This window comes from Alloprevotella sp. Lung230, assembly GCF_014385435.1.
Lineage (GTDB): Bacteria > Bacteroidota > Bacteroidia > Bacteroidales > Bacteroidaceae > Alloprevotella.
Window position 1 is genome coordinate 1 of record NZ_JACSUD010000010.1, and the last position, 12,298, is coordinate 12,298.

10 protein-coding genes are annotated in these 12,298 nt (G+C 51.7%); 5 read left to right on the forward strand and 5 right to left on the reverse strand.

Going from position 1 to position 12,298, the window contains the following annotated elements:
• Positions 1-74: 74 nt before the first annotated feature.
• Positions 75-785 carry a pyruvate formate-lyase-activating protein gene (gene pflA, locus H8527_RS06545; protein WP_187546770.1) on the forward strand — a complete coding sequence of 237 codons (711 nt, stop codon included), beginning with the start codon at positions 75-77 and terminating at the stop codon, positions 783-785.
• Positions 786-909: 124 nt separating this feature from the next.
• On the opposite strand, the gene H8527_RS06550 is transcribed toward pflA, so the two are convergent.
• The 5 genes from H8527_RS06550 to H8527_RS06570 form a co-directional block, all read right to left on the reverse strand.
• Positions 910-1,629, reverse strand: coding sequence for a lipopolysaccharide kinase InaA family protein (locus tag H8527_RS06550; protein ID WP_187546666.1), 720 nt, complete (start codon positions 1,627-1,629; stop codon positions 910-912).
• Between the two features lie 30 nt (positions 1,630-1,659).
• Positions 1,660-3,330, reverse strand: coding sequence for a formate--tetrahydrofolate ligase (locus H8527_RS06555; protein WP_187546668.1), 1,671 nt, complete (start codon positions 3,328-3,330; stop codon positions 1,660-1,662).
• A gap of 163 nt (positions 3,331-3,493) precedes the next feature.
• Positions 3,494-6,091: a carboxypeptidase regulatory-like domain-containing protein gene (locus H8527_RS06560; RefSeq protein ID WP_187546670.1), complete on the reverse strand. Its 2,598-nt coding sequence runs from the start codon at positions 6,089-6,091 to the stop codon at positions 3,494-3,496.
• Between the two features lie 189 nt (positions 6,092-6,280).
• Positions 6,281-7,126 (reverse strand): GLPGLI family protein, encoded by an 846-nt coding sequence (locus tag H8527_RS06565; protein ID WP_187546671.1) that lies wholly within the window; start codon positions 7,124-7,126, stop codon positions 6,281-6,283.
• A gap of 143 nt (positions 7,127-7,269) precedes the next feature.
• The gene (locus tag H8527_RS06570; protein ID WP_370539233.1) at positions 7,270-7,635 is read right to left on the reverse strand and encodes an IS30 family transposase; all 366 of its coding nucleotides are present in this window, start codon (positions 7,633-7,635) and stop codon (positions 7,270-7,272) included.
• Positions 7,636-8,600: 965 nt separating this feature from the next.
• Between H8527_RS06570 and H8527_RS06575 the strand changes: the two genes are divergently transcribed.
• From H8527_RS06575 to H8527_RS06590, 4 genes are all read left to right on the forward strand, one after another.
• Positions 8,601-10,148 carry a type I restriction-modification system subunit M gene (locus H8527_RS06575; protein WP_187546673.1) on the forward strand — a complete coding sequence of 516 codons (1,548 nt, stop codon included), beginning with the start codon at positions 8,601-8,603 and terminating at the stop codon, positions 10,146-10,148.
• Positions 10,149-10,209: 61 nt separating this feature from the next.
• Positions 10,210-10,821, forward strand: coding sequence for an ORF6N domain-containing protein (locus tag H8527_RS06580; protein ID WP_187546675.1), 612 nt, complete (start codon positions 10,210-10,212; stop codon positions 10,819-10,821).
• Positions 10,822-10,851: 30 nt separating this feature from the next.
• Positions 10,852-10,998 carry a hypothetical protein gene (locus H8527_RS06585; protein WP_187546677.1) on the forward strand — a complete coding sequence of 49 codons (147 nt, stop codon included), beginning with the start codon at positions 10,852-10,854 and terminating at the stop codon, positions 10,996-10,998.
• Positions 10,988-12,121, forward strand: a complete 1,134-nt coding sequence (locus H8527_RS06590; RefSeq protein WP_187546678.1) for a restriction endonuclease subunit S — start codon at positions 10,988-10,990, stop codon at positions 12,119-12,121. The genes H8527_RS06585 and H8527_RS06590 overlap by 11 nt, the downstream gene beginning before the upstream one ends.
• The last annotated feature ends 177 nt before the right edge of the window (positions 12,122-12,298 follow it).

Consider the following 12,298-nt stretch of genomic DNA (forward strand, 5'->3'; position numbering starts at 1 on the left):
CTAACAGCGATACCGCTGCTGCCGTTTCTTCGGCCGAAACGACGGCCGCTCCCCTCATCGGCCGCCTCCACTCGATGGAGTCGATGGGCACCGTCGATGGCCCCGGCATCCGCTTTGTGGCCTTTCTGCAAGGTTGCCCCATGCGTTGCCTCTTTTGCCACAATCCCGACACGTGGGACGTCAAGGGCGAGCACCAGTTTGACTTCACCCCCGAACAACTGATGGCTGAAGTGCGGAAATATAAGAACTTCATCCGCCGCGGCGGTGTCACCTGCACCGGAGGCGAACCGCTCCTCCAAGCCGAGTTTGTCGAAGCCTTCTTCCACCTCTGCCGTGCAGAAGGGCTGCACACCGCGCTCGACACGGCTGGAACGATTTGGACGGAAGCCGCGCGCCGTGCTGCTGCTGCTGCCGACCTCATCCTCTTCGATGTCAAAACGGTGGACGACTCGCTCCACAAGAGTTACACCGGTGTGGAGCGCACCCACAATGACCGCTTCCTCCACTATCTTCAAGACATCGGAAAGCCCGTCTGGGCACGCCACGTGGTGGTGCCCGGCATCACCGACCGCGACGACCGCCTCGAAGCCGTTGCGCAATATCTGAAGCAGTTTTCGGTCATCGAGCGGGTCGAAGTGCTGGGCTATCACACGATGGGCGAGTACAAGTACGAAAGTCTCGGCCTGCCCTATCCCCTCCACGGTGTCGAACCCCTCTCGCCCGAGCGGAAGGCCAACGCCAAGGCCATATTTCAAGCTGCCCTGCCCAATGTGGTGGTGCAATGAGGGCGTCGATACTCACTGCGCTCAAAGGCGGTTTCTGCCGCAAAAAAATCACGCTTCCTGCACTCTCGTTGGAGAACAGGAAGCGTGATTTCTTTTGGTCTGGCCCGAGGCGGAGCGCTTCCGCTTAGGCGTGGTGGTGCTTGTGAGCGTGGTAGAGGGCGCGCCCTTGCTGAATCATGGCGATGCACTCTGCCGGATCGGCTGCTCTGGCTTCGGCATAGAGGGTGCCGAGACGGTCGAAGAACTCCTCCGAGCCCACCAGGCGTGCAAAGTTGTGGCAGCCTTTCTCCAGGCTCACCGCCCGCCCGCATTTCATCGAATTGGTGTCGATGAGGGCGAAATGGATGCGCTCATTGACGCGGTCGAAAAGGATGTTGTCGGCCGAGAAGTCGCGGTGCAGGAAGCCGTTGCGGTGAAGTTGAGCGGCATAGCGGGCAAAACTCTGCGTCACCTCTTCGCGGAAATCCGGGTCGAGGGTGTCGATGTCCTTCATCGAGTACCGATAGTTGGAGTGCAGACATACGAAGTAGCTCTGACTGTTGAGCCAGTTTTCGCGGATGGTGACGAACGCCACCGGTTCCGGGCTTTCAAAACTGCGCTCTTTGAGGAGGAGTGATTTGACGTAGGCATTCTTGGCCTTAGGCGACTTGTAGAGACGTGTGGCCAATCGGTTGGTGAGGGGCATCTTGCCGTAGCGCTTCACCACGAGCGTCAATCCCCCCACTTTCAGGGTACGGAGGAGGTTGCGTCCGCGGTGCAGTTCGCGTCCGTGGGCGAAATGCTCGTCGATGTGTTCGAGATATTCGCGCAGATGTTGGTATTTGGGGTTAAGAACGATACGCATTATAAATCTTCGATGGGGGGCACTTTCCCCTTAACTAAGTCCGGTGATTTCGCCGTCCACGTAGTCGATGTGGAGGGCTTGAGGTTGTTTGGGAAGTCCGGGCATGCGAAGGATGTCGCCGGCGATGGCTACAATCATTTCGGCACCGGCGTTGATGACGATGTCGCGAATTTCAAAATCGAAACCTTCGGCCGCACCATAGCGTTTGGCATCGGCCGAGAAGGAAAACTGCGTTTTGGCGATGCACACGGGGAAGTGGCTCATGCCGTTTTCTTCGGCTGTTTTGATGCGGCGCAATGCGGGGGCGGCAAAGGAAACCGTGGCCGCGCCGTAAATCTGCTTCGCCACCTTTTCGATTTTCGTACGAATAGGGTCGTCGTCGGCATATTGGAATTGCAGCGGCTGCGAGGGATTTTTCGCAATGGTATCTACCACGACTTGTGCCAATTCGGCTGCACCGGCACCGCCTTCGGCATAGGCGTTGTTGATGACAAACGGAGCCTTCAGCACGTTTTCGCAGTGGGTGCGGAGGAGGGTCATCTCCTCATCGGTGTCTTCGGCAAAGCGATTGAACACCACCACCACGGTTTGCCCGAAGGAGCGGAGGTTGCGCACGTGCTTGTCGAGATTAGCCAAACCGTCGCGCAGGCCGTTGAGGTTGGGGGCTTTGATTTGGTCGAGCGGCACACCGCCGTGCATTTTCAAACCCTGTGCCGTGGCCACCAGCACCGTGAGGTCGGGTTGCAGTCCGCTCTTGCGGCATTTGATGTCGAAAAACTTTTCAGCACCCAAATCTGCGCCAAATCCGGCTTCGGTGATGGTGTATTCGGAGTGGGAGAGCGCCATTTTGGTGGCAAACAATGTGTTGCAGCCGTGGGCAATGTTGGCAAAGGGGCCGCCGTGTACAAACGCTGCCGTGTTTTCGGTGGTTTGCACGAGGTTGGGCTGGAGCGCATCTTTGAGCAACACCATGACCGACCCCGCCACACCAAGGTCGCGGACGGTGAACGGAGTGCCGTCGTAGCGATAGCCGAGCACGATTTGCTCAACGCGGCGGCGCAGGTCGTTCTCGTCGGTGGCAAGGCAGAGAATGGCCATCAGTTCGGAAGCGGGAGTGATGTCGAAGCCCGCTTGTGTTTCGATGCCGTTGGTGGACGGCCCCAAACCGGTGACGATGCTGCGCAAAGAGCGGTCGTTCACGTCGAGGACGCGGCGCCACAGGATTTCTTTCAAGCCAAATCCCTCGGCGCGGTGCTGATACAGGTAGTTGTCGAGCAACGCGGCAATCATGTTGTGCGCAGAGGTGATGGCGTGGAAGTCGCCGGTGAAGTGGAGGTTGATTTTCTCCATCGGCAGCACCTGAGCATGGCCGCCGCCGGCCGCACCGCCTTTCATACCGAAGCACGGCCCGAGGGAGGGTTCGCGCAAGGCCACCACGGCTTTTTTGCCGATGTGGTTGAGGCCGAGCGCCAAACCGATGGACACGGTGGTCTTACCGATACCGGCGCGGGTGGCGGTGATGGAAGTGACGAGAATAAGGTGTGAGCGTTTCATCTTCTCCTCAGAGATGAGACGAAGCGGCACTTTGGCAATGTGTCGGCCATAGTTTTCGATGTCGTCGGCAGCAATGCCTATCGATTCGGCCACCTGGGCAATGGGTTGCAATTCAGTGGCGTGGGCAATTTCGAGGTCTGTCATCATGGGGTGAAGACGTTGTGATGGGTTGAACAAGGTTGGATCAAAAGGAGAGGAAGCAACCTCGTTTAGGATGCTCCCTCTGCAAATTTACAATTTCTTTGAAAAATGGGCAAGGTTTTGATGAGTTTTTACGAGTGGAGTTGGCAAAATGCGGCTTTCTTGTGCCTCAAAAGCTCCATTTCAGGCTGAGTAACGCTTCGCGGGGTCGTAAGCGATAGCCGTAGGTATAGATGTCGGTGAGCATATAGGTGCGCACTTCGTATCGGCGCGTGTCGGCCAAGTTGTGCAGTTGCAGTTCTGCTTCCCAACGCTTGCGCTTGTAGCGCATCCGGGCGTCGAGGAAGAAGGAGGTGAGGTAGTGACGGCGTTGCTGCTCGTTGCGCGCCATCTCGCCCTGCACTGACACCTCCCAATGCTCGCCCGGAGTGAAGGCGGCATGCACACTGCCACTCCAGCGGTTGAGCGCGCTCCGCGTTTCGGCGAAGTGGAGAAAACTCCGTTCCCAAGCCACCTGTGCCCGTACCTGCAACAGCTGCCGCCACCAGTTGCAGTCGGTGGAAAAGGCCGTGTAGACGTGGTGGGTGCGGGTGGTGAGGAGCGACTGTTGCCGCAACATCGAGCGTTGCGAACCATTGTAGCGGAGGGAAAGTGCAAAGTGCGTGTGGATGGGACGGCTGTAGAGGGTGGCGCGCGCTGTCGTCATCCAGCTGCTTTGCGTGTTGTCGTGAAGCACTTCCTGCGAGGTTGTCCCACCTTGTGGCCCGATGGTCGATGCTTGCAGTTGGCCGGCTTTCGTGCGGTTGTAAGTGGCCGTCCAGTTCACCGACCTCCCCCGATAGGTGTCGCGCCACATCAGTTGCAACTCCGACTGCCACGTCCGCGACCGGGAGAGCGCACCGCTGCCCGGCCATATCTGCTGCCGATAGGTCTGGTAGAGCGGGGCGACGAGAAAGTCCTGAAACCGCCCCACGCCCACGTGATAGGCCGTTGTGCCTGTCACGAAGAGGCTTGACCACCGCTTCAGCAGCGTCACCGAAGGCACGAAGTAGGGGCGGTTGAGCAGAAATTCCGTGTGGAGATAGCGGTTGTGAAAGTCGTGCAGCAGATAGCGGACGGGCAGTCTCACTTCGAGGTGAAAACCTCTGCCGCCCACGCTGTAATGAGGGATACCCTGCAGTTCTGCCCCCAGCGCCCAGTTGTCGTTGCGTGGTGCTGTGAGGAGGTTCGTTTGTTCCGAGGCGAAGCGTTGATAGGAGGCATAGACGTTGAGGTGCAGCCCCACTTGTCCCCATCGTCCGTTCTCCCCCAGTTGGTAGGCATAGTGCGTGCCGGTGGTGGCAAACGCCCGCAGGGCCGACACTTCCTGCCGCACCAATGCCGTGCCGTCGCTTTCGCGGTCGGCCGTGAGTTGTGCCGTGGGCGTGGTGCTCAGCCCCGTCTTCAGTTCCCAGGCGGAGAGATGCCGCCCCTTGCGGCGTTTCCAGGCCAAGAGGTTGTCCCAACTCACGTCCACCTCTCGCCACCGCTGGCGGATGCTTCCTGTGGGGAGGTCGTAAATGTTGCGGCGCAGATGGGCGCGCAGGGCGGTCTTTTCGGCCAGATAGGCACTGTCGCTGTTGTGTTCATACTTCAGGCTCAGATCGACGCCTTGTGTGATCAAGTCGTTGTCCACGGCCTCCATCACCACGAGGGGTGTTTGCAGACCATAGTATTCCGATTGCTGAAATTGCGAAAATGTGTGCCGGCCGAGGGTGTATTGCCCTTTCAGCACGAGTTCTTTCTCCTTGCCGAGGTCAAAGAGGGTGTGCCAAGAGGCAAAGGCCGATCGGTTGTCGGCATAGCGCCGTTGGGGCAGACTGCTTGTGCCGAAGGGTGTGTCGGGGAAGAGGGAGGCGATGGGTGTTTCCGAGTGTTGCAGCAGGAAGTCGATGGTCTCTATCGCATAGTCTTCGGCAAAATTGTTGCCTTTGACGGCGTACATCGTCTGGCGATGGGGAAAGATCTGCATCCCATAGAGTTCCGCCAGCCATCGGGCACCATCGCCCGCGCCAGCCCCCATCTTGGCGTTCCCCACCAGTCGCCCCAGTGCCCCTCTCTTGAGCGAGAGGTTGAGTGCTGCCTGCTTGGACACTTCGAGGTCTTTGAGCAACTTCACCGGTTGGTGATTTTCGAGCACACTCACCGACTGCACATCGCCGGGCTTGATGTTGCGTGTGGCCAGTCCGTAGTTGCCTCCCAGCAGGTCGCGCCCTTCGATATAGAAGCGGTTGATGGCCTCGCCTTGGTAACTGATTTCGCCATTTGTCCCAATGTTGATGCCCGGGATGCGGCGTATGACGTCTTCGATGTTGCGGTCGGCCTTTCCCGCGAGCGACGAGACGCGATAGGTGAGGGTGTCACCCCGTTGGTGCACATAGTTCGACTTCACCGTCACTTCGCGAAAGGCTTGTGCGCGCTCGCTGAGCTTCACGTCCTGTCGCTGCGTGCCGTGGGGGAGGATGACTTCCACGGGTTTGTAACTAAGGTGGGTGAATTTCAGTCGAAACTCCCCCTTTGAGTCGTTGCCAAGTGTCAACCGATACTGACCCTTCTCGTCCGTTTGCGTGTAGGCCGTCACCACTTTTGCCCCTTGGGCATAGGCACGAACAATCACTGCCGGCAGGGGAGTGCCTTCGCTGTCGCGCACCGTCCCTGTCAGCAGTGTCTGTCCGTGCCCCAAGCCGGGAAGCAGCAGGAGTAATAGGAGAAGTAGGGGTTTGAGCATCTACTTGTCGAAAAGATATTTGAAACGAAATCGGGCTGACTTCCAGTCAGCAGGCTTGCAGATAGATTTCTACCCCACGAGAACGTGGGGTTATTCAAAGGTGTCGCTTTCAGCGACTGTTATCAATAAAGTGTCTATCCCACTACTTTTGCCGTCAATCTTTCGAGCGAAAACGCTCGATGTCTCCGTTTAGAAATCCTCGTAGGGCGAGTAGAAGAGACGTCTCTTTTTGGCATTGGCTTCGGGTTCTTTCTTTTCAATCAGTCCGGCGGCGACCATACCTGCTCCCGGGTGAGTGGCGTCTTCATAGATGGCTTTGAGCGCTGCTTCACGCGTCACTTTTCGCCAACTATGGAGGGACATTGTCAAAAAGTGGAGTTTGGGTGAGCGTATGCTCGTCGCTTCAATGTGGTGTATCCCCTTGTCGTCTTGTGCTTTCAGAATCAATCCCGGCAAGCCTTGCAGTTTCCACGGCCCGGCATCAATGGGGATTTCGTCGCTCCACCATGCTGTCCAGACGCGTCCGCGAAAGGGTGCCGTGGCTTTGTGGCAGAGATAGCCGCACACGGTGGCCGTGTCGGGCAGCAGCGTCCACTGGAACACAGCTGTACTGTCTTGGCAACGATAGCGAGAGGGGAAGACTGAAAAGCTTTCGGTGAGCATTTTACTTTTGAGATTGCGTACCAAATGATAGTTGGGGATGTTGGGGTATATGAAATCTAAATCAAGCACTTCGCCCAGCGTGGTGGCTTTCCCTTTTGTTACATAAAGGGAGTCTCGCCGATAGGCACCATAAGATCGGTAAGTCATAAAGGACTCTCCAATGCACAAAACCATCGGGTTTTCTTGCGTTAATGGAATGACCGTGTCTACATCAGTTTGCAGATAGAAAACTTCCAGTCGAATCTTTTTATCCAACGTGTCCTGTTTCTCTGGATTAGCAGAAAGTTTTTGTCCCTCTTCAGATAGAAAAACTTGTGCCCATAAAGTAGAAGGGCAGAGGAGCACAAAAAGAATAAAGAGTTTTTTTAGCATGGTGGTGTTCTTATAGGTGTTAAAAATTAGGTGTTGTGCTGCGAACTTAAGAAAAACAGTCTGATTGACCAAATAAATCGAGATTTTTTTTGAAAAAGTTTTTGAGAAATGTTAGTTCGTAGAGTCAACCGGCAAGTGCAAAATTAAGCTATTCTTTTGAAGAACTCTGTTTTTAGTGTTTCAAACTTTAATTTTTTCCTGGGTCTGCTGTTGATTTTCTTTTGTATGCTCGCAATCTTTTTATCTGTAACTTCATCGAAGTTGGTGTGCTTTGGAATATACTGTCTGATGAGTTTATTTGTATTTTCTATCACCCCCTTTTGCCATGAGGCATAAGGATCGGCGAAATAAACGACCGCTCCCAAATATTTCGTAATTAGCTTGTGTGCAGCAAATTCAGGACCATTGTCAGTGGTAATGGTCTTGATGTGTTTCTTGTAGGGCAGAAACAGCCGTCTGACCTCCTTGGCCAACGGCTCTGCCTTTTTCCCATGGGCAAGTTTGGTCATGAAGAGCATGTTTGTGGAACGCTTGCGACGCTCCATCGCCTTGTCGTGCGCCTTGAACCAAATGTACTTGCCCGACCCGAGTACTGTTACGTCTTAATTCACGAGAAAGGGTGGATTGACTGGTTCCCACGATACGTGCGATCTCTTTTCTTGGGCATTTTCTTTGCTCCGAGGTTAGTTGTTTATACATATGCAATACAAAGATAATTAATCTCGGGGAGTCTTCCAAAAGGAGACTCCTTTTTTGTATTGCCGGTATCGCTCTTCGGGGCTGCGCGCCCCGGCCGCGAGGCAAACCCGCGGTGCTTTTCATGGATTAGAACCTATGAAAAAACGAATGATTTGTTGCACTTCGATTTTGAAAGTACGAATACGTACTATGTGAAAAAAGCAAGGGGCTTTTCCTAAAACATTCCCAATGTCCTTTTCTTCTGGGGAAAACAATAGAGCGGGCGGCTACACTTTCTTCAGAGAAAGTGGTTTTGACTTCAGAGCCGGTTTTATTTACCTCAGACTCCGTGACTTCTACCTCCCATGTTTTTTTGCCTTCCCTCGCGCGCGCATACTACTGTCAAACTTTGTTTTTTTCCTTCACTTCCTTCACCGGCGGCTTTTCTTCTCGTCAAAACAATGAGGCGGTGAAGGTTTTACGAAACGAGAACCTTCACCTGCAATCGGTTAATTATCATGGGGTTATCCTACCTGGTGAAGGAGTGAAGGATTTTTTCATGCATTATGTGTGTATACGCGCGCGCGCGAGAGGCGACCGGCAGCGAGTAGGGGCATCCGAAAGAGGTGGTGTTCGATACGGGAGAAGAGCGGCCATGATGGGGAAGCACCGCCCGCTATTCTTAGCCGGAGATTTAGGCCGTCACGCTGTAAAATCACGGTTTTTCTTTGTCGTGCTCACGGCAAAAACGTATATTTGCAAATGAAATTGAAAATAGAAATTAAAACAAAAAATAATGACAAGTATAAAGCAAAGAGAGGAATTACAATCTGCCATTTGGAGAATCGCCAATGAAGTGCGCGGGGCTGTGGACGGATGGGATTTCAAGCAGTTTGTTTTGGGCACTCTCTTTTATCGTTTCATCAGCGAAAACTTCGCCAGTTTCATACAAGGGGGAGATGACAGTTTTCATTATGCCGAGCTGACCGACGATGCGATTACACCGGAAATCAAAGACGATGCCACGAAAACCAAAGGCTATTTCATTTATCCCGGTCAGTTGTTTGTCAACGTGGCCAAGACGGCCAACACCAATCCCGACTTAAACACCGAATTGGCGGCGATATTCAAGGATATCGAGGGTTCGGCCGTCGGCTATGCGTCAGAGCATGACATCAAAGGACTTTTTGCCGACTTCGACACTACAAGCCTCCGCTTGGGAAATACTGTCGAGGAGAAAAACCGCCGTTTGGCAGCCGTCATCAAAGGGGTGGAAAGTCTTGACTTCGGCGACTTTGAAGACCATGAGATTGACCTCTTTGGCGATGCCTACGAGTTTTTGATTTCCAACTATGCCGCTAATGCCGGCAAATCGGGCGGTGAGTATTTCACCCCGCAAAATGTGTCCAAACTGATTGCACGGCTGGCACTCTTGGGGCAGACTTCGGTCAATAAAATTTACGACCCGGCTTGCGGTTCGGGTTCTTTGTTGTTGCAGGCCAAGAAGCAATTTGATGAACACCTGATTGAGGAGGGCTTCTTTGGGCAGGAAATCAACCACACCACCTACAATCTGGCGCGGATGAATATGTTTCTGCACAACATCAATTACGACAAGTTCGACATTGCTTTGGGCGACACGCTCCTCCATCCTCAATATGGGGATGAAAAGCCCTTCGATGCCATCGTTTCCAATCCGCCTTATTCGGTAAACTGGGTGGGGAGCGACGACCCTACGCTCATCAACGACGACCGCTTTGCTCCTGCCGGTGTGCTTGCGCCCAAGTCGAAGGCCGATTTTGCTTTTGTGCTGCATGCTCTCAGTTATCTTTCCGCTCGTGGACGTGCGGCCATTGTTTGTTTTCCCGGCATCTTCTATCGGGGTGGTGCGGAGCAAAAGATTCGAAAGTATTTGGTAGACCACAACTTTGTGGAAGCGGTTATTTCTCTACCTGCCAATCTTTTTTATGGAACCACCATCGCCGTCAATATCATTGTGCTCTCCAAGCATAAGACGGAAGCTAAAACGCAGTTTATCGATGCCGGTGGTGAGGATTTCTTTAAGAAAGAAACCAACAACAATGTGCTTTTACCGGAGCATATCGACCGCATTGTGAGCATCTTTGAACACAAAGAGGAGGTGCAGTATGTGGCTACATCGGTAGACAACGCTAAAATTGCCGAGAACGATTATAACCTTTCCGTGAGTTCGTATGTCGAGGCGGAGGACAAGCGAGAAATCATTGATATTGACAAACTCAACGCAGAAGTGGCTGAAACGGTGAAGCGGATAGACGCATTGCGGGCGGAGATAGATAGTATTATAAAGGAGATAGAGGAGTAAGCTCAGAATACTGAATTTCTGCTAAATGTAGTATGGATTGCAATAAGAAAAGCAACGAATTATGAAACAGAATATCATAGAAACGTCTAATAATTCAGCAAGTACGGCCATCGCTATACTTTCGCAACATGTGCAGCAGCACATCTTTTCCATTCGCCAACAACAAATAATCGTAGATGCCGATATTGCTGACCTATATGGTGTGGAAACCAAACGAATAAACGAAGCTGTACGCAACAATCTGGATAAGTTTCCCGATGATTATATGTTTGTGCTCACCAAAGAAGAAACAGAAATTTTGCGGTCGAAAAATTCGTCCACAAAACTTTCTTCCAAGACTCGAACACTACCGAAAGCGTTTACAGAGAAAGGACTATACATGCTGGCTACAATCCTAAAAAGTAAGAATGCTACTATGGTAACATTTGCCATCATAGAGACTTTCGCCAAGGTACGCAAGTTGAAACGAGAATTGTTAAGCCTTCATCAAGAAAACAACAAGCAGGAACAAAATGAAAAGATGAACCGATTTGGAAAACTCCTATCGGATGTAGTTATGCCCGACCTTGAGGTGGCAGAAACAGAATCATCACTGGAAATCAATTTTTTCATCGGGAAAATCAAACATACCGTAAAGAGAGTCAAACGTGCAACGATAGAAGATAAAGAGTAGTATCAATGCCATCATTAAAGCATTGACCGTATGAGCAGCATTCAGCTTTTTGAACAATGGTGGGCAAAGGTGGCTCGCATGAAATTAGAAAAGCAAACAGGAAAAAGTGTAATTAGCAGCGACAATGCTACTATGCTGCATAGGTTATCTCAAAAGAAACAGCAAGATGAAGAATAACGAACAACATATCATGCCCTTTATAGAACGCTTACTCGATGGGGCTGAAGTGGAGTGGAAGGAACTGGATGAAGTAGCAGAGGTAAAGCGTGGGCGTCGGCTTGTTAGGAAAGAACTGAGCGAAACTGGTCGTTATGCTGTTTTTCAAAATAGTATGACACCTTTGGGGTTTTATAATGAGGGTAATGTCTGTGGAGATACAACTTTTATTATTAGCGCAGGAGCAGCAGGCGAAATTGGATATAGCACAGTAGATTTTTGGGCTGCCGATGACATTTATTATTTTCTTCCAACCACTACTATTTACAGCAAATATCTCTACTACTTCTTATTGACAAAGCAGACTGCTATAAAAGGGCAAGTACGACGTGCGAGTGTTCCACGTTTAGCAAAAAATGCATTTGCAAAAATCAAAATCCCTATTCCCCCTCTTTCTGTCCAACAAGAAATCGTTCGCATTCTCGACAAGTTTACGACGCTGGAGGCGGAGTTGGAGGCGGAGCTGGACTGCCGCAAGCGGCAGTATGAGTATTACCGCAATAAGTTACTTTCCTTTGATATGTTAAATGGGGGGGGTAATTCGTTAAATAATATATTTATTTTGCCATTGGGAGAAGTATGTTCTGTTCTTAGAGGTAAAAGACTAACAAAAAGAGAACTATACGAGGAAGGTTCCTATCCTGTGTTTCATGGCGGAGTAGAGCCTATTGGTTATTATAGTAAACCCAATCGAGAAGCTCATTCTGCAATGATTATCAACGTGGGGGCATCTGCAGGAACGATAGGATATAGTTCAAAGGAGTTTTGGTCTTCTGATGGTTGTTTCTGCTTCTCTCATAGCGAGTCACTAAGTCAAAGGTTTCTGTATTATTTGCTTCAAAGTATGGAAGGCTTCATAAAGGCAAAAGTTAGGAAAGCTGGTATACCTACTTTAGACAGTAAAGTGATTGAAAAAATCAAAATCCCCATTCCCCCACTTTCCGAGCAGAAACGTATTGTTTCTATTCTCGACAAATTCGACATGCTCACTAACTCCATCAGCGAGGGGCTGCCCAAGGAGATTGCGCTGCGCCGAAAGCAATACGCGCATTACAGAGATCGGCTCTTGAACTTTCAAAGATAAAGTCACCCCCTAAGAACGTCTATTATGGATGCGCCAAAGCTTTTGACCGATTGCTGGAAGAACTGAAAGCCGAGAATGCCGCCTTGAAAGCGGAGGTGGCAAGCCTCAAAAGACTGCTCGAAGGAAAAGAGTGAGAGAGGCAGCGCGCTAAGCCGCTATCCTGAGAAGATTAGTTTT